This is a genomic window from Kribbella sp. NPDC058245 (assembly GCF_042882005.1).
Lineage (GTDB): Bacteria > Actinomycetota > Actinomycetes > Propionibacteriales > Kribbellaceae > Kribbella.
Genome location: NZ_JBHVWY010000012.1, coordinates 225,581 through 246,708 on the forward strand (window position 1 = coordinate 225,581; position 21,128 = coordinate 246,708).

20 protein-coding genes and 1 pseudogene are annotated in these 21,128 nt (G+C 67.5%); 12 read left to right on the top strand and 9 right to left on the bottom strand.

What is annotated here, in order from left to right; translation table 11 throughout:
- The first annotated feature begins 31 nt into the window (after window positions 1-31).
- The 7 genes from ACFVWG_RS27255 to ACFVWG_RS27285 all read left to right on the top strand — a co-directional run bounded on the left by ACFVWG_RS27255 (window position 32) and on the right by ACFVWG_RS27285 (window position 6,410).
- Window positions 32-733: a GntR family transcriptional regulator gene (locus tag ACFVWG_RS27255; RefSeq protein WP_391546254.1), complete on the top strand. Its 702-nt coding sequence runs from the start codon at window positions 32-34 to the stop codon at window positions 731-733.
- A gap of 226 nt (window positions 734-959) precedes the next feature.
- Window positions 960-2,063 (top strand): TIGR03364 family FAD-dependent oxidoreductase, encoded by a 1,104-nt coding sequence (locus ACFVWG_RS27260; protein WP_391546255.1) that lies wholly within the window; start codon window positions 960-962, stop codon window positions 2,061-2,063.
- Window positions 2,060-2,728: a phosphonatase-like hydrolase gene (locus ACFVWG_RS27265; RefSeq protein ID WP_391546256.1), complete on the top strand. Its 669-nt coding sequence runs from the start codon at window positions 2,060-2,062 to the stop codon at window positions 2,726-2,728. Before ACFVWG_RS27260 ends, ACFVWG_RS27265 begins: the two co-directional genes overlap by 4 nt.
- A 26-nt stretch (window positions 2,729-2,754) precedes the next feature.
- A complete protein-coding gene (locus ACFVWG_RS27270) occupies window positions 2,755-3,783 on the top strand; it encodes a 2-aminoethylphosphonate ABC transporter substrate-binding protein (RefSeq protein WP_391546257.1) in 1,029 nt (342 codons plus the stop codon).
- Window positions 3,780-4,814: an ABC transporter ATP-binding protein gene (locus ACFVWG_RS27275; RefSeq protein ID WP_391546258.1), complete on the top strand. Its 1,035-nt coding sequence runs from the start codon at window positions 3,780-3,782 to the stop codon at window positions 4,812-4,814. Before ACFVWG_RS27270 ends, ACFVWG_RS27275 begins: the two co-directional genes overlap by 4 nt.
- Entirely contained in the window at window positions 4,814-5,629 is an 816-nt protein-coding gene (locus tag ACFVWG_RS27280; RefSeq protein ID WP_391546259.1) for a 2-aminoethylphosphonate ABC transporter permease subunit, read from the top strand. Before ACFVWG_RS27275 ends, ACFVWG_RS27280 begins: the two co-directional genes overlap by 1 nt.
- Window positions 5,613-6,410 carry an ABC transporter permease gene (locus ACFVWG_RS27285; protein ID WP_391546260.1) on the top strand — a complete coding sequence of 266 codons (798 nt, stop codon included), beginning with the start codon at window positions 5,613-5,615 and terminating at the stop codon, window positions 6,408-6,410. The genes ACFVWG_RS27280 and ACFVWG_RS27285 overlap by 17 nt, the downstream gene beginning before the upstream one ends.
- A gap of 131 nt (window positions 6,411-6,541) precedes the next feature.
- Here the strand turns inward: ACFVWG_RS27285 and ACFVWG_RS27290 are convergent.
- The 3 genes and pseudogenes from ACFVWG_RS27290 to ACFVWG_RS27300 form a co-directional block, all read right to left on the bottom strand.
- Window positions 6,542-7,601: pseudogene (locus tag ACFVWG_RS27290) on the bottom strand (IS110 family transposase).
- A gap of 320 nt (window positions 7,602-7,921) precedes the next feature.
- Window positions 7,922-8,350, bottom strand: coding sequence for an SRPBCC domain-containing protein (locus ACFVWG_RS27295; protein WP_391546261.1), 429 nt, complete (start codon window positions 8,348-8,350; stop codon window positions 7,922-7,924).
- Window positions 8,340-8,657, bottom strand: coding sequence for an ArsR/SmtB family transcription factor (locus tag ACFVWG_RS27300; RefSeq protein ID WP_391546262.1), 318 nt, complete (start codon window positions 8,655-8,657; stop codon window positions 8,340-8,342). Before ACFVWG_RS27300 ends, ACFVWG_RS27295 begins: the two co-directional genes overlap by 11 nt.
- A 54-nt stretch (window positions 8,658-8,711) precedes the next feature.
- On the opposite strand from ACFVWG_RS27300, the gene ACFVWG_RS27305 reads away from it, so the two are divergent.
- The 3 genes from ACFVWG_RS27305 to ACFVWG_RS27315 all read left to right on the top strand — a co-directional run bounded on the left by ACFVWG_RS27305 (window position 8,712) and on the right by ACFVWG_RS27315 (window position 11,887).
- Window positions 8,712-9,893: a cytochrome P450 gene (locus ACFVWG_RS27305; RefSeq protein ID WP_391546263.1), complete on the top strand. Its 1,182-nt coding sequence runs from the start codon at window positions 8,712-8,714 to the stop codon at window positions 9,891-9,893.
- A gap of 98 nt (window positions 9,894-9,991) precedes the next feature.
- Complete coding sequence (locus ACFVWG_RS27310; protein WP_391546264.1) at window positions 9,992-10,621, top strand: DedA family protein; 630 nt, start codon at window positions 9,992-9,994, stop codon at window positions 10,619-10,621.
- A gap of 78 nt (window positions 10,622-10,699) precedes the next feature.
- On the top strand, window positions 10,700-11,887 hold the full coding sequence (locus tag ACFVWG_RS27315; protein WP_391546266.1) for a hypothetical protein: 1,188 nt from the start codon (window positions 10,700-10,702) through the stop codon (window positions 11,885-11,887).
- Here ACFVWG_RS27315 and ACFVWG_RS27320 read toward each other — a convergent pair.
- The gene (locus tag ACFVWG_RS27320) at window positions 11,884-12,708 is read right to left on the bottom strand and encodes an acyltransferase domain-containing protein (RefSeq protein WP_391546267.1); all 825 of its coding nucleotides are present in this window, start codon (window positions 12,706-12,708) and stop codon (window positions 11,884-11,886) included. The genes ACFVWG_RS27315 and ACFVWG_RS27320 overlap by 4 nt on opposite strands.
- Before the next feature lie 56 nt (window positions 12,709-12,764).
- On the opposite strand from ACFVWG_RS27320, the gene ACFVWG_RS27325 reads away from it, so the two are divergent.
- On the top strand, window positions 12,765-13,598 hold the full coding sequence (locus tag ACFVWG_RS27325; protein WP_391546268.1) for a helix-turn-helix domain-containing protein: 834 nt from the start codon (window positions 12,765-12,767) through the stop codon (window positions 13,596-13,598).
- A gap of 34 nt (window positions 13,599-13,632) precedes the next feature.
- A complete protein-coding gene (locus ACFVWG_RS27330) occupies window positions 13,633-13,980 on the top strand; it encodes a VOC family protein (protein ID WP_391546269.1) in 348 nt (115 codons plus the stop codon).
- A 3-nt stretch (window positions 13,981-13,983) separates the two neighbouring features.
- Here the strand turns inward: ACFVWG_RS27330 and ACFVWG_RS27335 are convergent, their stop codons facing one another.
- From ACFVWG_RS27335 to ACFVWG_RS27355, 5 genes are all read right to left on the bottom strand, one after another.
- Window positions 13,984-14,271, bottom strand: coding sequence for a 4a-hydroxytetrahydrobiopterin dehydratase (locus ACFVWG_RS27335; protein ID WP_132172203.1), 288 nt, complete (start codon window positions 14,269-14,271; stop codon window positions 13,984-13,986).
- Window positions 14,272-14,276: 5 nt separating this feature from the next.
- Window positions 14,277-15,668: an MFS transporter gene (locus ACFVWG_RS27340; RefSeq protein WP_391546270.1), complete on the bottom strand. Its 1,392-nt coding sequence runs from the start codon at window positions 15,666-15,668 to the stop codon at window positions 14,277-14,279.
- Window positions 15,669-15,701: 33 nt separating this feature from the next.
- Window positions 15,702-17,672 carry an ABC1 kinase family protein gene (locus ACFVWG_RS27345; protein WP_391546271.1) on the bottom strand — a complete coding sequence of 657 codons (1,971 nt, stop codon included), beginning with the start codon at window positions 17,670-17,672 and terminating at the stop codon, window positions 15,702-15,704.
- A 753-nt stretch (window positions 17,673-18,425) separates the two neighbouring features.
- The gene (locus tag ACFVWG_RS27350) at window positions 18,426-19,175 is read right to left on the bottom strand and encodes a succinate dehydrogenase/fumarate reductase iron-sulfur subunit (RefSeq protein WP_391546272.1); all 750 of its coding nucleotides are present in this window, start codon (window positions 19,173-19,175) and stop codon (window positions 18,426-18,428) included.
- A 69-nt stretch (window positions 19,176-19,244) separates the two neighbouring features.
- Window positions 19,245-21,128, bottom strand: coding sequence for a fumarate reductase/succinate dehydrogenase flavoprotein subunit (locus ACFVWG_RS27355; protein ID WP_391546273.1), 1,884 nt, complete (start codon window positions 21,126-21,128; stop codon window positions 19,245-19,247).

Below are 21,128 nucleotides of genomic sequence, written 5' to 3' on the forward strand. Positions count from 1 at the left end.
GCTCGACTCTTTTCGCCGGTATTCTCGAGCGGTGAGTGTCCCGCTGCATTATGTGGTCAAGACCCGGTTGGTCGAGTTGGTCGAGCAGTTGGGGGAGGGTACGGCGTTGCCGCCGGAGCGGGTGCTCGCCAAGGACTTCGGGGTGTCCCGGTGGACCATGCGGCAGGCGATCCGGGAGCTGATCGCGGACGGGCGGCTGCGGGCCAGGCAGGGGCAGGGGACGTTCGTCGCGACGCCGAAGATCGTGCAGCCGCTGGCGCTGGTGAGCTACACCGAGGCGCTGCGGGCGCAGGGGCACACGCCGGCGCGTGAGGTGGTCAAGTTCGACGAGATCCCGGCGGACGAGGAGCTGGCTGAGCGGTTGGCGCTCGCGCTCGGTGATCCGGTGTTCGAGCTGGAGCGGGTGCTGTTCGCGGATGAGCAGCCGATCGGTCTCGAGACGACGTACCTGTCTGTGGCACGTTTCCCCACCCTGCGCGAGGTGCTGGACCCGACCGGTTCGCTGTACCGCTGCCTGACCGGCCAGCTGGGCGTCGAGTTCGGTGAGGGGGAGGAGCTGGTCGAGACGGTGATCGCTTCCCCGCGCGAGGCCGAGCTGCTCAAGGCGACCCAGCAGCTCCCGATGCTGCTCCTGCACCGCCAGACCCGCGACGTCGAGGGCCGCACGATCGAGGTCGTCCGCTCCCTCTACCGCGGCGACCGCGTCGGCTTCCGCGCCATCCTGCGCCCCTGACCTTTCCTAAGGCGCCCCGGCCACCAGTTGTGCCCGGGCTCAGGTAGTCGCGGCCGGAGACCTGTGGCGCGAGGTCTCCGGCGACCACATCCTGTCTCCGGCCATCAGTGGTGGCTGGGGCCGGGGAATTGTTTGCCAGCGGTTCACCGGCTGGTCGTCTCCGACGTACGCTCTCGTCATTGGTCCGGACCAATCTGGGTTCCGGTCGAGATGACGGGAGACGCTGGTGCGAGTGGTTGTGGTGGGTGGCGGAGTGCTGGGGACCATGCACGCCCGCGAGGCGGTACGGCGGGGGCACGACGTCCTCCAGATCGAGCGTGAGGCCGAGGCGCGCGGCGCGAGTGTGCGGAACTTCGGCCTCGTCTGGGTCAGCGGCCGGTCCGACGGCGCGGAGATCAAGTGCGCTCAGCGGGCTCGCGACCTGTGGGCCGAGGTGCCAGGGATCAGCTTCCGGCCGCACGGCTCGCTGACGGTCTGCCGGACCGAGGCTGAGCTGGCTGTCGCCAAGGAGGCCGCGGCCCGGCCGGACGCCGTACAGCGTGGCTTTCAGGTCCTGGATGCGGAGCAGACACGTGAACGCAATCCAGCATTGCGTGGCGATCTGCAAGGTGCGCTGTGGTGTGAACGCGATGCCATCGTCGAGCCCCGTGAGGTGCTCCCCGCGCTGCGCCAAGAACTGGAGAAGTCCGGTCGCTACCAGTTCCTCGGTGGGCGGGAGGTGCGGACCGTGGACACCGGCGAGATCACCGACGACCACCACGAGACGCACAGCGCCGACCTGGTGTTCCTCTGCACCGGTGCCTGGCACAGCGGCCTGATCCGCGAGCTCACCGAGGACCTGCCGGTACGGCGCGTGCGGCTGCAGATGATGCAGACCGAGCCGCTCGACGTCCAACTGACGACGGCTGTCGCGGATGCGGACAGCTTCCGCTACTACCCTGCGTACGCCGGTCCGTCGGTCGAGGCCCTCGACCCGCAGACCGCGATCGCGAAGCAGCACGCGATGCAGCTCCTGATGGTCCAGCGCACGCATGGCGGGCTGACCATCGGCGACACCCATGAATACGCCGAGCCGTTCAACTTCGACGTGCAGTCCGACCCGTACGAGTACCTGACGGCGACCGTCGAGTCCATCCTCGGCCGGCCGATGCCGAAGATCACCCGGCGCTGGGCCGGCGTCTACTCCCAGGCGACCGACACGAGCGGCGACGGTCTCGTCGTACGGCGTGAGGTCGCGTCCGGCGTCCACCTGGTCACGGGGCCGGGCGGCCGTGGCATGACCATGTCTCCGGCGATCGCCGAGATGAGCTTCGAGGAGATCGACCGATGATTCAGCTGGCAGTACTCGACATGGCCGGTACGACGGTCGCCGACGACGGACTCGTGGAGCGTGCCTTCACGGCCGCGATCGGTGCCCAGGGCATCGAATCCGGCAGCCCGGAGTACGACAAGATGCTCGCCCACGTCCGCGCCACCATGGGCGAGTCCAAGATCACCGTCTTCCGCGCGCTGCTGAACGCCGAAGAGGCGGCCCAGCAGGCCAACAAGGCCTTCGAGACCGCGTACGGCGAACTCGTCGACGAGGGGTACTGCGCGCCGATCGACGGTGCCGAAGACGCGATCCGGCAACTGAAGGACGCGGGGATCAAGGTCTGTCTGACCACTGGGTTCGCCCAGACCACACAGCACCGCATCCTGTCCGCCCTCGGCTGGCGCGAGCTGGCCGACCTCACCCTGTGCCCGGCCCAGGCGGGCCGCGGCCGACCGTATCCGGACATGGTTCTGAAAGCCGTCCTGGATCTGAAAGGCGACGCGGTGGCGAATGTCGCCGTGGTCGGAGACACCGTTTACGACATGACGACGGGGATCGCGGCCGGTGCCGGGATCGTCGCCGGCGTCCTCACCGGTGCCCATGGCAAGGACCAGTTCCAGGCCGCGGGTGCGACGCACGTTCTCTCGTCGGTCCGGGAGTTCCCGGATCTTCTCCTCAGCTGACAGTTTCATCTTTGAAGGCAGGAACAGTGAAGCTCAAGACACTGCTCGTCTCCGCTCTCCTCACTGCTGTTGCCGCCGGGTGCGGTGGCACCGGCGCAGCGTCCACCGGGGGTGGTGGCGGCGCGAAGACCGTCACCGTCTACACCGCCGATGGGCTGGCCGATTGGTACAAGACCCGGTTCGACGCGTTCACCGCGAAGACCGGGATCAAGGTTCAGACCGTCGAGGCCGGATCCGGTGAGGTCGTCTCCCGCCTGCAGAAGGAGAAGTCGAACCCGCAGGCCGATGTCGTCGTTACCCTGCCGCCGTTCATCCAGAAGGCGTCCAAGGACGGCCTGCTGCAGAAGAACGTCGTACCGGGTAGTGAGCACGTGACGAGCGTCAAGGGTGACGACTACGTCGCCGTGGCCAACAACTACCTGTGCTTCATCGCGAACCAGCAGGCCGGTACGCCGAAGTCGTTCGACGAGCTGCTGGACGCGAAGTTCAAGGGCAAGCTGCAGTACTCGACTCCCGGTCAGGCCGGCGACGGAACCGCCGTACTGCTGCTGCTCCAGCACCTGCTGGGCAAGCAGGGTGCGCTCGACTACCTGCACAAGCTGGAGGCGAACAACGTCGGCCCGTCGGCGTCGACCGGCAAGCTGCAGCCGAAGGTGAGCAAGGGCGAGCTTTTGGTTGCCAACGGCGACGTTCAGATGAACCTGTCCTCGATCTCTGTCGACAAATCTGCATTCAGCGTCTTCTTCCCGGCTGCTGCGGACGGCAAGAAGACCACGATCGCGCTGCCCTACGTGATGGGTCTGGCGACTGGTGCGCCGAATGGTGACGGTGGCAAGCAGTTGATGGAGTACCTGTTGACCCCCGAGGCGCAGCAGACGGTGTCCAGCGATGCGTATGGCATTCCGGCCCGCGACGACGTGAAGCCGACCGACGCGAACTTCGCCAAGGTGCAAGAGGCCATGAACGGTGTCACCCCGTGGACGCCGGACTGGACCGCCGTACTGGCTGACCTGGATGCGGATGTTGCCGCATACACGAAGGCTGTTCAGGGATGACTGTCCAGCTGGACGACGTCTCGGTGCACTTCGGCCGGACGCTTGCGCTGGAAGGGCTCAGCCTGACGGTGGCGGCCGGGGAGACGGTCGCTCTGCTCGGGCCCTCGGGCTCGGGGAAGTCGACCGCACTGAAGGCGGTGGCTGGTTTCGTCCGGCCGAGCAGTGGGCGGATCCGGCTCGCCGGACAGGACGTCACCGATCTGCCGCCGGCCAAGCGGGGGATCGGGGTCGTCGTCCAGCAGTACGCATTGTTTCCGCACCTGAAGGTGTCCGACAACGTGGCCTTCGGCTTGCGGGCTGCCCGCAAGCCGAAGAGCGAGGTGACGCAGCGGGTCGCGGAGATGCTCGAGATGGTCGGGATGACATCGTTCGCGAAGCGGTTTCCGCGGGAGCTGTCCGGCGGCCAGCAGCAGCGGGTCGCGATCGCGCGGGCGCTGGCGATCCAGCCGAAGGTGCTCCTGCTCGACGAGCCGTTGGCCGCGCTGGATGCGCAACTGCGTGCCGACATGCTGGGGGAGCTGCAGAAGCTCCGTCGTGAGGTACCGGACGTGGCGATCGTCTACGTCACGCACGACCAGTCCGAGGCGCTCGCGCTTGCGGACCGGATCGCGGTGATGCGCGACGCGCGCCTGGTCGACATCGCGCCGGCGGCTGAGCTCTACTCCACCCCGCCGTCGGCGTTCACGGCCTCGTTCCTCGGTGGTGCAAACCTGCTGCCAGTGGAGACGGTCGGCGAGGATGTGAAGGTTGCCGGCCATGTGTTGCCGGGCGTGCGGTCGACACCGGGCAAGGATCTGCTCTGCATTCGCCCCCATGCGATCCGCCTCGGTGATGAAGGTGTTCCGGTCCGTGTCATCGCGACACAATGGCGTGGGTCGTCCAACCAGCTGACGTGCACCGTCGACGGGTTGCCGGACGTGCCCGTGCGGATCGATCTGCCGGCTGACCGTCAGGTTCCCGCGCTCGGTGCGCAGGTGTCGATGCTGCTGCCGGCCGAGGCCTGCAGCCTGGTCCCCGCGGAGCGCCGCTGATGGCCGTCGAAGCCCTCAGTGCGACGGTTGCCATCAGCAATCAACCACGGGGTGATCGCCGGTGGCTGTGGCTGGTGCCGCCGGTACTCCTGATCGCAGTCCTGGTCGTCTACCCCTTGGTGCTGGTTACCGTCGAGTCGGCGCCGGCCTGGGGCGACGTCCTCGCGTCGGTCGAGTTCCGCGATGCGCTGGTGAGGACCGTGCAGGTCGCGGTCTCCTCCACGATCGGCTGCCTACTGGTCGGAACGTTTCTCGCGGTGGTGATCAGCTTCGTCCCGTTCCCGGGCGCGCGGTTGGTCGCCAGCCTGGTGGACACGATGCTGGCGCTGCCGTCGTTCCTGGTCGCGCTGTCCTTCACCTTCATCTACGGTACGGCGGGAATCCTGCGCACCGGTGGATTCCTCACCACCCCGTGGGCCGTCGTACTGGCCGAGATCACCTTCTACACGCCGTTCGTGATGCGGCCGTTGCTAGCAGCAATGAGTCGGTTGCCGCGGGCTCAGTTGGATGTTGCCGCGAGTCTCGGTGCCGGTCCCTGGCGCGTGCTGCGACAGGTTGTGCTGCCCGAGGTTCGCCCGGCGATGATCGCCGGTGGCAGCCTGACGTTGCTGCTCACGCTGAACGAGTTCGGCATCGTGCTGTTCCTCGGTGCGAAAGGCACGACCACGTTGCCGATGCTCGTCCACACCAAGGGCATCGTGATGTTCGACTACCCGGCCGCGTGCGCGATCGCCGTCGTACAGATCGTTCTGTCACTGGGCTTGTATGCAGTACTGCGCAGGGCTCTTGGAGGTCGTCGTGCTCGTCTGGACTAGGCCTGGCAAGGCACTCACGTGGATCGCGTTCGCGGTTGTGTTCGGTGTCCTCGTGCTGGCGCCATTCGTGGTGGTGATCGCGGCCGCATTCGCCGGTACGTGGAACGGCGTACTGCCGTCCAACCCGACTGTCGGACACCTGCAGGAAGCGTTGTCGGGTGACGAGCTGGCGTCGTTGTCCGTCAGTCTGCAGACCGCCTTCCTCGGTGGACTGCTCGCGGTCGTCGTCGGCACCTGGGGAGCGCTCGCTGCGCACGGTGCACCCGGTCCGTGGGCGCGAGTCGCTGACGCACTGCATCACCTGCCGATCGCCGTACCGTCCGTTGTCGTCGGTCTCGGTCTGCTCGTCGCGTTCTCCCGGCAGCCGATCCTGCTCAACGGCACCAAGTGGATCGTGGTGATCGCGCACCTCGTCCTGATGGTTGCCTTCAGCTACGGCACGGTTGCTGCCGCGCTGCAACGCGTCGACCCCTCGTACGCCGACGTCGCCGCTTCCCTGGGGGCGTCGCCGGCCAGGGTGTTATGGCAGGTCCGCCTCCCGATGCTCCGCCCAGCCATCGCCTCAGCCGCCGGCCTCTCGGTCGCCCTCTCGATGGGCGAGGTCGGCGCCACGATCATGGTCTACCCAGCCTCCTGGCGAACCGTCCCCGTCAGCATCTTCGCCCTCTCCGACCGCGGCCAGACCTTCACCGCCGCCGCCGAAGCCCTGGTCCTCCTGGTCGCCACCGTCCTGGTCGTCTTCACCCTCGACCGCCTCCGAGGTCGCGCAGTAGAGCACTAACCACCTTGAGCACCGTTCAACCACGCGAGCCCCGCAGAAATGGTTGATGCGTGCTCAAGGTCATCGCCCGTGCGCACCTTGAGCACCGTTCAACCACGTGGTCCCGCTGGGAGTGGATGCTCCTATAGATGTCAAGCGGGCTGTGGTGTGGTGAGGACGTAGTAGATCTCGCGGGTGACGATTCGTTTGAGGCAGCGGATGGTGTCTCTTTTGGAGAGGCCTTCGGCGGTGCGGCGTTCGAGGTAGGCGCGGGTGCGTGGGTCCCAGCGGAGTCGGCAGATGACGATGCGGTGGATGGCTGCGTTGGCTTGGCGGTCGCCGCCGCGGTTGAGGCGGTGGCGGTGTGTTTGGCCGGATGATGCGGGGATGGGTGCGGTGCCGCAGAGCATGGCGAAGGCGGCTTCGGAGTGGAGGCGGTCGGTGTTTTGGCCGGCTGTGATGAGGAGTTGGCCGGCGCTGTCTGGGCCGACGCTGTGGAGTTTGAGCAGGTCGGGGTTGCTGGCGTGGGTCAGTGGGGTGATGAGGGTGTCGAGGTCGGCGATCTCGTCGCTGAGGTTGCGGTAGCGGCGGGCGAGGCTGCGGAGTGCGATTTTGGCGGCTTGGGCGGGGTCGGCGGCCTGGTTGGTGTCGGGGCGCAGCGCGGTGCAGGTCTTGATCAGTTGCACGACCGTCAGGGCCCGGAGTTGGTCGCGGAGCTGGTCGGGTGCGGTGATGATGAGTGATTTCATGCGGCGGACGGCGTCGGCGCGCTGGCTGATCGCGCTGCGGCGGGCGACTCGCAGGTTGGCGGAGTGCTTCGATGTGGCCGGTGCGGATTTTCGGTGTTCCGGTGCGGGTCCCGGACAGGGCGGACCGGGCGGCTGCTTCGGCGTCGAGGGGGTCGGACTTTCCGGCGGATCGGCGGGTTTTGCGGTCGGGCCGGTCGACCTCGATCACGTTGAGATGCTGGCTGGTGAGGTATCTGGTCAGGCCGTGGCCGTAGGCGCCGGTTCCTTCCACGCCCACTGTCAGCACGGTTCCGAAGCTGCGCAGCCAGGCCAGCAACTGGCGGTATCCCAGTGTTGTCGTGGGAAACACCTGGTGGCCGAGCAGCCGTCCGACATTGTCGATCACGGCGGCGGTGTGGGTGTCTCGGTGGGTGTCGACACCGCCGGTGACAGTGGACTGGAGCTGGGTGTTGTCGCGTGTCATGGTGGTTATTGCCGTCCTTTGCTAGGGCTAGGGCGGCACGCACCAGCCGAGGCAAGCGGACAGAACAGTGATGGGTGCCTGCTGGCACAGGCTCCTATGAAGTCACGAGTCCTCTGGTCCGGTGAGTGCAGTGGCTCCGCAGCAGGCCGACCGACAGATCCACGCGAAGACCCGAAGTCAGTTGAAGGGTGAGTCAGGACGGCCACTGCGGAGCCACACCCACATCATCACTGTTGGTGGGTGCTCAAGGTCAGCGTCGGTGGGCACCTTGAGCACGGTTCAACCACGCGGGTGCCGCGGAAATGGTTGGTGGGTGCCCGTCACCCTTGATCGGTTGTGGGGGTGTGCAGGAGCGCGATGAGTCTGTCGAGTTCGGGGTCCCAGCCGAGTTGGTGGTTGGCTGCGTCCTCGGCGGTGGCGAAGCCGGTGTGGGTGAGGACCATGAGGGTTCCGTCGGCGACCTCGGACAGGTCGACCTGTACTCGGGTCGGCGAGTCCGCGGCGCCGTCCCATGCCCAGCTGAAGACGAGCCGATGCGGTGGCTCCACCTCGAGGTAGTTGCCGCGCACCACGTGTGGTCCCATCTCGACGACGTAATCGCCACCGACCCGGACGTCGGCCTGCACCTTCAGCTCCAGCTGGGGATTCGGGCAGTACCACTGCATCAACAGCTCGGCCCGGGTCCAGGCGTCGTACACTCTCCCGATCGTTGCCGAGAGCACCCTTTCGATCCGGATCTCAGTCTCCATCGTGGTCCCCTCGCAAGAGTTCTTCCAGCCGGTCGACAGTGCTGTTCCAGTACGTCGTGAGGTCGTCTAGCCACTGCTCGACCTCGGCGAACGTCTCCTTCCGCAAGGTGCACACGATCGTTCGCCCGACCCGGCGGCGGCTCACCAGGCCCGCGTCGACGAGCACCCCGACGTGCTTCGTCATCGCCGGCGGCGTGATCCGGTGCGGCGCGGCCAGCTCGCCCATGGTCGCCTCGCCGCGGCTCAGCCGGCCCACGATCGCCAGCCGGGTGGGATCCGCCAGCGCTCCGAACGTCGTCGTCAGCACCCGGTCATTTCACCAAACGGTGAAGTGTCCCGTCAAGACCGTAGGCTGGAGCGCGTGACGCAGCCATTTCTTCTGCCCAAGGGATCTGCCCGCCATCAGGGGTTCGCCGAGATCGCGGCGGCCGGACCGATCACCCGGCTGACCTTGTTCACCAACGTTCCCGTCGTACTGGTGACTGGGTACGCCGAGGCGCGGGCGCTGCTCGCGCATCCGGATGTGGTGCGGTCGATGATGGAGGGTCCGCATCGGGACTTCCTCACCGAGGAGCAGGTGCGGTGGACCGACCGGCACATGCTGCTGATGAACCCGCCGGACCACACGCGGTTGCGCAAGCTCGTCACCGCGGCGTTCACCCGGCGCCGCATCGACGAACTGGAGCCGCGGATCCGGGAGATCGCGGCCGAGTTGCTGGACGGGATCGAGGCCGCTGGTGACGGCGCCGACCTGGTCGAGTTGTTCAGCTACCCGTTGCCGGTCACGGTGATCTGCGAGCTGGTCGGGATTCCGGTCGAGCATCGCGAGTCGTTCCGGAAGTGGTCGTCGGTGGCGGTGAACGCACCGATGCACACGCCGGACGAGTACATCGAGGCCAGCGGCCAGATCGTGGCGCTCATCCAGGAGCAGATCGCGATCAAGACCGAGGAGCCGGCGGACGACCTGCTCTCCGCCCTCGTCGCGGTCCGGGAGGACGGCGACCGGCTGAGCGCGGAAGAGCTGACCTCGATGATCTTCCTGCTGATGTCGGCCGGTCACGAGACCACGGTCAACCTGATCACCAACGGCACCTACGCGCTGCTCGAGCACCCCGACCAGCTCGCGCTGCTGCGCGCTGAGCCGGACCGCCTGCCGGCCGCCGTCGAGGAGACACTCCGGTACGACGGCCCGCTGCAGGTCTCCGTCCCGTACTTCGTCCAGGCGCCGATCGAGATCGCTGGTGAGCGGCTCGAGCCGGGGGAGGTGCTGGTCTTCGCGCTGTTGCCGGCCAACCGGGACGGCCGCAAGGTCGACCGGCCCGACGACTTCGACATCACTCGTCCCGACTCCGCGCACCTCGCCTTCGGCCACGGCATCCACCACTGCCTCGGCGCCCCGCTGGCCCGGCTGGAGGGTCGGATCGCGCTGGAGATGTTGTTCGACCGCTTCCCGAACCTCCGCCTGGCCGACCCCGACGAGGAGCCGGAACGCCCACCGGGTTTCCTGCTCAACGGCATCCGGACACTGCCTGTTCTGTTGTGACCACCGGCAGTGGCCGGGGTTGAACAGCGGATGAATCCACGCCGAATCACAGCCATGGAATTGTGAGTCGCTTGCCCCGACCTGGCATCCTGGGCCGGGTGACCGACATCCTGGAACTGGCACGGCACCTGCTGGGCGTGGCAATGGCTTCGCACTGGCTGCTGCTGATCCTCTTCCTGGCAGCGGCGGTCGACGCGGTCTTCCCGATCATCCCGAGCGAGGGCATGGTCGTCACGGCCGGGATGGCGGCCGCGGCCGGCCACCAGAACCTGCTGCTGGTGATCGTGGTCGCGATGGTCGGCTCGGTCATCGGCGAGACCGCCTGCTACTTCATGGGCCGCGGTTCCGGCCCCCGGTTGCACCGCTGGATGAAGCGGCAGGAGCGCCGGCAACAGCTCTACGACAAGGTCTCCGCGGCGCTGCACAGCCGCGGCGGCCTGATCCTGATGACGGTGCGCTACATCCCCGGCGCCCGGATGGTCGCCACGCTGACCGCGGGAGCCACGCGGTACTCGTTCAAGAAGTTCGTCGTCTTCACGTTCGCCGGCGTCACCATCGCCTACACGTACGTCGCCCTGCTCGGCTACCTCGGCGGTGACGCCTTCGCGCACGACTCGCTCAAGGCACTCGCCTTCAGCTTGAGCCTCGCGTTCGTGATCGGCCTGGTCGTCGAGACCTCGCGCCGGATCGCCAACAAGCGTCGCGCCGCGAAGATCACAGCGGCCTAACGATCCCCGGGCGGGTTTCCGGGTGGTCGCGTGTCCCGGTCCAACCTCTGAAGCCGTCCGTGCGTCAGTAGAGGTGTGGTGAGGCCCGGAGTGAACCTCCTTGCCGCTGCGGTTGTTGTCGCGGCGGTGGTGGTCGGATGTGCCGATGTCGCCCCCAACGGGCAGCCGTCCGCCAGCCCATCCGGTACGCCGAGCCGCACGCCGACGCTGTCGCGGACCCCGACGCAAACGCCTTCGCAGACGCCAACGCCAACACCAACGCCCACGCCGACTCCCGCCCCGACGCCGACTCCTCCGTCGTCAGGTCCGAAGGGGGTCGCGGCGGCTCCGGTGACGCGGTCGTTCCCGGCCAAGCTGTCCAACGGGAAGCCGCCGCTGTTCCTGGTCGTCTCGTTCGACGGCGCGGGCGACCTCGCCCTCTGGCACCACTGGCGGGACGTGGCCGACGAGGTCAACGCCCGGATGACGTTCTTCCTGTCCGGCCCCTACCTGTACCCGGCGTCCCACCGCACCGACTACAAACCGCCGCTGCACAACCCGGGCGCCTCCGACATCGGCTGGAGCACTCCGTCCGAGGTTGAAGCCCGTACGACGATCCTGCGCGCGGCGATCGCGGAGGGCCACGAGATCGGCACCCACGTCAACGGGCACTTCTGCGGTCCGAAGGGCGTGGGGGAGTGGACCTCCGCGCAGTGGACCGCCGAGCTGAATGCGTTCGACCAGATGGTTCGCAACGGCCCTGGTCTCGCGGCTGGTAAGACCGTTGATGCTCCGTTCGACCCGTCGACCGTGAAGGGGATGCGGACCCCGTGTCTGGAGGGGAACAGAGCGGCGTACCGGCGGGCGATGGGTTATCGCGGCATGGTGTACGACGCGTCGGCCACGGGGTACATCAAGTGGCCGAAGAAGGTTGACGGGCTGTGGGACTTCCCGCTGCAGGACGTCGTACTGGCGGGGACGAGCAAGAAGACGCTGACGATGGATTACAACCTCTGGTACGCGCAGACCAAGGCACGGAAGGCACCGGTGGCTCAGGTGCCGCAACTCCGCGCGCAGGTGCTGGCGACGTACCGGCAGGCGCTCGCGCGATCGCGGGCCAAGGGCAACCCGCCGTTGTTCCTTGGCAACCACTTCAACCGCTGGAACAACAGCATCTACTCCGACGCGCTGACGACGTTCGTGCTGGAGACCTGCAAGCAGCCTGACGTTCGGTGTGTCAGCAACATCGAGTTGGCCACCTGGTTGGCGAAGAACCGCCGTACCTAGAACTTCGCGTAGCCGTTGGCGTTCTGCCAGGTGCCGCCCTGCTTGATCCGGCTGACGACGAGGCGCTGCAGTGTGGTGTCCTGCGGGAACTCGTCCAGCTTGCCGAGATCGTGGCTGCGGAAGGTGAAGAAGATCGCGCTGTCCTGGCTGTCGGTCGGCGTCCCGTACGGCGTGAACCGGCGACCGAAGCGGACCATGTTCGACTCCTGGGGAAGGTTGTCGAGCAGGTACGGATCGAGCAGCCACGAGTTCAGCGTCATGGTCTTGATCGGGTACTCCGGGAAGTACCGCGGGAAGAACTTCCGGGCCTGCGCGAAGCTCGCGTCGACCAGTTCCGGCGTGAGCGGACCGGATTCAGGGATGTGAACGCCGACCACCCACTCGCCCGGTTCCGTGCCTGGAACGGGCTTCTCCTCGGTGACCTGGTACAGCATGTACTGCAGCCGTCCGAGTGCGTAGATCTGTCCAGCCCAGTGGATGGTCAACCACCAGTGGGTCGCCAACCCATACTCGCCGTGCGTCCGCCGGCTGACCTGCATCTGCAGACCGAGATCGGCCAGCGTCGCCCAGCTGATGTCGTCCGGGATCCCCCGCTCACGGTGGTACTTCCGGATCTCCGGGACCGTGATCAGCAACGCGGCAACGGTGTTCCGCGGGTCCTCCGGCATCCGCAGCTGCGGCTCGGTGCCCTGATGCCCGACCACGGCCCGTAACTGCGTGACGAGACCCTCGACCGCGACCGGATCCGGCGTGAACTTCTCGGCGTCCTCACGGTCCTCGTCGGAGAAACCCAGCGCCCGGTAAGCATCAACAGAAGTCACGTAGTAACCGTATCCGACGCGCCAGCCGCCACCGAGTTACGGCCTACGCTGGCCACATGGTGGTCTACCAGCGCATCGCTCCGCCGGAAGACCTGGCCGGTCTGGTCGAACACCTGTGGATGGTCGAGGGTGGTGCGCACCCCGAGCCGCACGACGAGATCCTGATCCCGAACGGGCGGCCCGGCCTGGCCGTCGCCTTGGGCGTGCCCGGCACACGGCACGACCCGATCACGCAGACCGCTTGGCCGAACGAGGCCGCGCTCTTCGGCATCATGACGCGGCCGCACGTCCTTACCCAGACCGGTGCGTCGAGCTACGCCGGAGCCGAGCTCACCCCGTGGGCGATGCAAGCACTCGGGCGGCTGCTCGTGGACGACGTGCTGCCTCTGAACGAGTGGGTCGGTGCGGAGGCGACGGCCGCGTTGGCCGCGGACCTTCGGGAAGAACCATTCGGTACGGCGCGCGCCGGCGTGCTCGTGGAGTTCCTGCGCGATCGAGTGGTCGACGTCCCCGAGTCGACGCTCGTGGAGCGGGCAGTCCGGTTCATCGACGAGAACCAGGGACGCGTGACAGTGACGGAAACGGCTGCGGCGACTGGAGCGTCGTACAGCACGCTGTATCGGGTCTTCATGCGGACGGTTGGGATCGGGCCGAAGCAGTATGCGGAGATTCAGCGCTACTACCACTTCGTGGGCGGGCTGCTCGGCGGTCCGGCCGATGCGGCGGCGACCGTGGCGGCCCTGCACGGGTACTACGACCAGGCGCACGCGGCTCGGGACTTCAAGCGGTACACGGGCGTGAGCGCCACGTCGTTCCGTGCGGTCCAGAACGGGATCGCGGCGCTGATGCATGGAAGATCCGTCCAAGACAGTCGCGCGCCGGACGCGTGACGATCGGGGCGTCGAACGAGCAGAAGGGACCACCATGGGACGGATCGTCCACGTCGAGATTGTTGCCGCCGACCACGAACGCGCCGGGGCTTTCTACGCCGAGGTCTTCGGCTGGCGAGTGACCGCCGCGCCGGTACCGGACGGCTACCTGCTGGCCGCGACCGGACCGGGGGAGGGGATCGACGGCGCGATCATCAGCGACCGCTATCAGCAGCAGCCGACGATCGCGTGGATCGAGGTCGACGACATCGACGCGACACGGAACGCCGTACAGGCTGCTGGTGGGTCTGCTGCCGGTGACGTGCAGGAGCTGCCGGGTGTCGGCCGGCTCTGCTACGTCCGCGATACCGAAGGGGTTCTGATCGGTCTTCGCCAGGGCTGAGGTCTATTCGGCCGCGGTATCGATGTGGTGGGCCAGGACGAGGTCGTCCTCGGTGATGCCGCCGGCGTCGTGGCTGGTCACCCGGAAGGTGATCTTGGTGTAGCGGATGTCGATGTCCGGGTGGTGATTCGTGGCCTCGGCCAGCTGGGCGACGGTGGCGACCAGCCGAATGCCGTCCAGGAACGTGTCCCGCTCGACGGTCCGCACCAGCGTCTTGTCCACGGCCTTCCAGTGCGGGATCAGGTCGCGGAGCGCGAGATCGATCTGGTCGTCCGTGAGCAGCTCAGCCATGCGGCTCACTCTAGACCTTGGCGGACCCGACCTGCGACGAGCAGGCCGAGGCCCGTGAGGACGGCGCCGAACGTGACGATGGTGCCGAAGACCCACGGTTGCGGGTTCGCAGCGTTCAGGGCCAGCAGCGTGCCGGTGACGGCCACAACGGTCGCGATGCTCATGACGGAGCCCATCTGGGCCGCACCGGCATTGCGCCCGGAGTTGCCGGCGTTCGAGAGGTCCAGCATCAGCACCGAGAGGCTCGAGGCGCTGAGGCCCATACCGATTCCGGCGATCGCCCAGCCGGACAGCCCGAACCACACCGACGCATCCGTCCAGGCGAGCAAGGATGTGACTGCGATTCCCACGGTCATCAAGGCGAGACCAGTGCGCAGGACGTTGACGCGCTGGAAGCGGTGCTCGCGTCCCTGCAACCACGAGCCGAACGCCCAGAAGACTCCGGTCACCGACAAGCTGATGCCGGCTTTCGACGGGCTGAAATGGTGTTGCAGGGTGAGCAGCAACGGCAGATAGACGCTGACCCCGGTGAACCCGGCGCCGCCGAGCCCGCGGATGGCGACCACGGACGGGAACCCACGCCGGGCAACGAACACCCCACGCGGCATCACCCGAACCGCAGCCACGGCCAGTACGGCGAGAGCGACGATGACCACTGTCCCGCCGAGCACTCGATGCGTTGCGAGGTGGTCGCCAGTCAGCGTCAACGTGAACAGCGCGACCGAGATCGCGGCCGCCCAGGGAAGCGCCGTACGGGAGGCTGCCAGTTCGGCGGCATGCTCGGCAGTGCGCTCCGGTTCCGGCGCGTTCTGCGATTGGCGGATCGCGGGCTGCAGGAGTAGCCACGTCGGGATCAGCAGTACGACGGCGCCCAGGAACACCCATCGCCAGCCGAACTGCTCGGTGATGATGCCAGTCAGGAGCGGGCCGAAGATCGAGGGCAGGACCCACATCGCTGAGATCAACGACATCATCCGCGGCCGCAGTACGGCGGGGAGGGCGCGGGCGACCAGGACGAGTAGCGAAACGTCGAGCAGGCCCTCGGCGATCCCGCTCAGCACGCGGCCGGCGATGACCATCGGCATCGCCACCGCGAACCCGACCAGCAGCTGGGCCAGTCCGAAGGTGATCGCACCGAGCCGCAGTGTCCGGAGCGGTCCGTGCCGGTCCGACCAGAGACCAGCAACCGCCAGCGCGAACACGAAGCTCGCGTTCGGTGCCGCGTTGGCCAGCCCGAAACTGCCGAGCGCGTCGAACTCGCGCACCATCGTCGGCAACGCCGTACCGACTGCTCGGTTCTCCATCGCGCTCAGCGTGACGAGGCCGATGACGCCGAGCGCCAGTGGCAGGTGGGAGCCGCTGAACAGGCGTGGGGCAGTAGTGGTCGCTTCGGTCATCCCGTCATCCTGGGAGTTCAAGCTCACTTGAGGTCAACTGCGTTTCTCGGGGATGCGGAAGATCAGGACGAGCACCCGGAGGACCAGGACGGCGCAGATGATCAGCAGGTTGTAGGCGAACAGCTGATACAGCGTCATGGTCGAGCTGATCCTCGGGCCGCCGTCGATGCCGAGCAGGAGCACAGCCATCAAGCCGGCGGTCGCGCCGAGGACGGCGAGCAGGACCTGGTGCAGCAGGCCGGTCAGGTGCTGGCGGTCGCGTTCGTCGGCGAGCAGCCGGACGTTCAGCCCGAGCCGACCGCTCTCGGCCGCGGCGGCGATGCGGTCGATGCGCCGGGGGAGACGGCGGAGCATGGGCAGGATCGACGCCAGCTCCTCGGTCGCCGTACGGCGAAGTGCTTCTGGCGTCAGCCGGTCGGTGACGTGCGCCGACGCGAACTGACGGGATGCGGCGACCAGATCGAACCCGGGGGAGATCCGGCTGATCGTGCCCTCGATCGTGGCCAGCGCGCGGAATACCGCCGCAACCTCGGGCGGGACGCCGAGCTCGTGCGAGGTGATGATCTTGAACAGGTCGTTGAACATCGCCGGCCCGATCGCCACCGCGCCGGTCAGATGCCGCGTCATGAACTGACCGACCGCGCGTTCGAGACCACGCTCGTCGATCACGTCCGGCCGGTCGACGATCTCCAGCAACGCATCGGTCGCGCCGACCGGATCGCCGTGGTCGATCGCGAGCAGGAACCGCTGCAGCGCCTCGCGAGTCGCCGGATCCAACCGACCGACCGAGCCGAGGTCGAGCATCCCGATCCGCCCGTCGGTGAGCAGCAGGAAGTTGCCGGGATGCGGGTCGGCGTGGAAGACGCCGTCGATCGCGACCTGGCCGAGCAGGCAGTCGAACAGGGTGCGGCCGAGCTGGACCGCGTCCAGGCCGCGCTCGGCGATCGAGGGCGCGGCGTTGCCGAGACCGATCCCGTCCAGGCGCTGCATGGTGAGTACCCGTGCGGTGGACAACTGGAGATACAACTCCGGTACGACGATGTTGTTGCTCGCGGCAACGGATTGACCGGCCGCGACCGCTGCCATGTTGCCGGCCTCGACGGTGAAGTCGAGCTCCTCGCGCATCGCGTCGGCGAATCCGTCGGCGAGTGCCCGGACGCCCATCGGGCGGCCCCAGTCGGTGTTCTTCTCGAGCAGTTTGGCGAGGCGGCGGACGATGTCCAGATCGCGGTCGACGACGCTCGCGATCCCGGGGCGCTGCACCTTGACGACCACCCGCTGCCCCTCATGGCTGGCGGTGTACACCTGCGCGACGCTGGCCGCGGCAAGCGGTTCGGTGACAAAGTCGTCGTACACCTGGTTGGGTGCGGCGCCGAGCTCCTCGGTCAGGACCTGCTCGATCTCGGCCCAGGGGGCTGGGGTGACCTGGTCCTGCAGGCGGCTGAGTTCGGTGGCGACCGAGAGCGGGATGATGTCGCTCCGCGTGGACAGCACCTGGCCCAGCTTCACGAACGTGACGCCCGCCTCGTCCAGCGCCAGCCGGAGTGACCGCGCCAACTCCGCTTGGGCGCCGGCGTTCTCCCGCCCGGGCCGACGGCGGCCGCGGAGGTAAGGACCGAGTCCGTGCTTGATCGCGATCCGCAGGATCTGCAGGTAGCGCCGCGTCCGCGCGATCCGCCCCGCCAGGTCCCGCCGCAAATCCCGTGCCCTCGGCAACGAACCGGTCGGCACGAGCGCCTCCGCCAGCACCAGGAACACCAGCCCGACCAGAGTCGCGCACAACGTCGTCAACGCGACGAACGCCACCGCCGTCGAGTTCGACCCGGTGAACGGCGGCGGCCCGACCAGTGCGTTGGCGATCGGACTGAACGTCGACAACGTCAACGCCGCCGCAACCGCCAGCCGCCCCAGCCCGAACCGCACCCCCAGCAACCGCTGCGCCACGGGAATGAAGATCACCATGAACACAACCAGGCTGAACACCCCAGCGATCACAACATCCATGCTCGAAACCCTAGGGTGTTGAGCCGGTCAGCCGGTTCACCCACACGGGTGAGGTGGTCCCGGGCCCACCCCTCTCACGTCCGCCTCCCAACGGCTCACCCGCGCGGGACCCCACCCCATCCAGCCCCACCCAATACCAGCGGCCCCTGCCCCGCCGTACCGGCCAGCCCTACCCGACACCGCGTCCCCCTGCCCCGCCGTACCGGCCAGCTCTACCCGACACCGCGTCCCCCTGCCCCGCCGTACCGGCCAGCCCTACCCGACACCGCGTCCCCCTGCCCCGCCGTACCGGCCGAGCGTTGCGGCAATATGCGGGGATATCCGTTCAAGTGGTCCCTTCTCCGCTCGAATTTTCAGGGGAGAAGGGAGCACTTCAGGGGTTATCCGTCGAAATTGCCGAGGACGGGGCACGTCCGCCCAGCACCCCCACATCTCAGCCACCCGGCCCGCCAACCGCACCTCCAGGGACGCCACGGGGCCCCGTGGATTCCGTGGGTGGTTCGCGCCACAGTGGTGGCCTGAGACAGGCTGTTGTTGCTGGAGACCTGTTGCTTGAGGTCTCCAGTCCCAACTTGCTGTCTCCTGCCGCTAGTGGTGGCGCGAGCCGGCGGCTGATGCGGGTGTCGCAACGTCCGAAGGAGTGCAGTGCGGGGTCGGCGTGTTTTCGGACGTTGGCCGGGTTGGGGGCCGCGTGGGTACAAGCGAACTGGGCCCGACCGCAGGGGGCGGGGGGGCGGGGTAGGTGTCGAGAGGTCAGGCGCGGCGGCGGATTTTGTTGCCTAGCCAGACGATGGGGTCGTACTTGCGGTCGGCGACGCGTTCCTTCATCGGGATGAGGGCGTTGTCGGTGATCTTGATGTGTTCGGGGCAGACCTCGGTGCAGCACTTGGTGATGTTGCAGAAGCCGAGGCCGTGCTCCTCCTGGGCCGCCTTCTGGCGGTCGGCGGCGTCGAGCGGGTGCATGTCCAGCTCGGCGATGCGCATCAGGAAGCGGGGACCGGAGAAGGACTCCTTGTTCTCCTCGTGGTCACGGATCACGTGGCAGGTGTCCTGGCACAGGAAGCACTCGATGCACTTGCGGAACTCCTGCGAGCGCTCGACGTCGACCTGCTGCATCCGGTACTCACCGGGCTTGAGGTCTGCCGGGGGCTTGAAGGCGGGGATCTCGCGGGCCTTCTGGTAGTTGAAGGAGACGTCGGTGACGAGGTCCTTGATCACCGGGAAGGTCCGCATCGGGGTGACCGTGACGGTCTCCCCTTCCTCGAAGGTGTTCATCCGGCACATGCACATCAGCTTCGGCATGCCGTTGATCTCGGCGCTGCACGAGCCGCACTTGCCGGCCTTGCAGTTCCAGCGGACCGCCATGTCGGGGGTCTGCGTGGCCTGCAGGCGGTGGATGACGTCGAGGACGACCTCGCCCTCGTTCACCTCGACCTCGTAGTCCTTCAGCTCACCACCGTCGGCGTCGCCCCGCCACACGCGGAACTTGGCTTGATAGCTCATCGTCGTCCTCGCTTCGCTGCGGGCGCCGATGAGCGGAGCTCGCTGTGTTGAATGGTGACTTCGCTCCGCTCAGCCACGTGGGAGCTCCTCTTCGGTGAGGTACTTCTTCAGTTCGTCGCGCTCGAACAGTTCCAGCAGGTCCTCGCGCATCGGGATCTGGTCCTTCTTGACCACGGTGACCCCGTCGCTGTCGCTCTGCAGCGAGCAGACCAGCAGCAGCTTGCGCCACTCGGCGTTCATGCCGGGGAAGTCGTCGCGGGTGTGACCGCCGCGGGACTCCTCGCGCAGGAGGGCGGCCTTCGCGACGCACTCCGAGACGGTGAGCATGTTGCGCAGGTCCAGTGCCAGGTGCCAGCCCGGGTTGAACTGGCGGTGACCCTCGACCGTCATCTTCGCGATCCGGCCGCGGAACTCGGCCAGCCGCGACAGCGCCTGCTCGATCTCGTCGGCCTTGCGGATGATGCCGACCAGGTCGTTCATCGACTGCTGGAGTTCCTGGTGGATCGTGTACGGGTTCTCGCCACCCTCGAGCTCGAACGGCGCGAGTGCCTCGGCCGCGGCAGCGTCGATGTCAGCCTCGGAAATTTGAGGCCGGTTCGAGCCGAGCGACTCGACGTACATCGCTGCTCCGGCTCCGGCACGGCGGCCGAAGACGAGCAGGTCGGACAGCGAGTTGCCGCCGAGACGGTTGGAACCGTGCATCCCGCCGGCCACTTCACCGGCGGCGTACAGGCCCTTGACCGAGGACTGCGCGGTGTCCGGCTCGACCTCGACGCCACCCATCACGTAGTGACAGGTCGGGCCGACCTCCATCGGCTCGGCGGTGATGTCGACGTCCGCCAGCTCCTTGAACTGGTGGTACATCGACGGCAGCCGGCGCTGGATCTCCTCGGCGGGCAGCCGCGAGGAGACGTCCAGGAAGACGCCGCCGTGCGGGGTACCGCGGCCGGCCTTGACCTCGGAGTTGATCGCCCGGGCGACCTCGTCGCGGGGCAGCAGCTCCGGTGGGCGCCGGTTGTTGTCGGCGTCCTTGTACCAGCGGTCGGCCTCTTCCTCGGTCTCCGCGTACTGCGCGCGGAAGACGTCGGGCACGTAGTCGAACATGAACCGTTTGCCTTCGGAGTTCTTCAGTACGCCGCCGTCGCCGCGCACCGACTCCGTGACCAGGATGCCCTTGACCGAGGGCGGCCAGACCATGCCGGTCGGGTGGAACTGGATGAACTCCATGTTGATCAGCGTCGCGCCGGCCCGCATCGCGAGGGCGTGACCGTCACCGGTGTACTCCCACGAGTTCGAGGTGACCTTGAACGACTTGCCGACCCCGCCGGTGGCCAGGATGACGGCCGGGGCGTCGAACAGGATGAAACGGCCGGACTCGCGCCAGTACCCGAAGGCGCCGGAGATCGCGTCACCGTCCTTCAGCAGCTCGGTGACCGTGCACTCGGCGTAGACCTTGAGGTTGGCCTCGTAATCGCCGGTGGCTTCGAAGTCCTCCTGCTGCAGCGAGACGATCTTCTGCTGCAGGGTGCGGATCAGCTCCAGGCCGGTCCGGTCGCCGACGTGCGCGAGCCGCGGGTAGGTGTGACCGCCGAAGTTGCGCTGGCTGATCTTGCCGTCCGGCGTCCGGTCGAACAGGGCGCCGTAGGTCTCCAATTCCCAGACCCGGTCGGGGGCTTCCTGCGCGTGCAGTTCGGCCATCCGCCAGTTGTTCAGGAACTTGCCGCCACGCATGGTGTCGACGTAGTGGGTCTTCCAGTTGTCGTTGGCGTTCGCGTTGCCCATGGCGGCCGCACAGCCGCCCTCGGCCATCACGGTGTGCGCCTTGCCGAACAGCGACTTGCACACGATCGCGGTCCGCTTGCCCTGCTCCCGGGCTTCGATGGCCGCGCGCAGACCGGCGCCGCCGGCTCCGATCACGACGACGTCGTAGGTGTGTCGTTCCAGCTCAGTCAT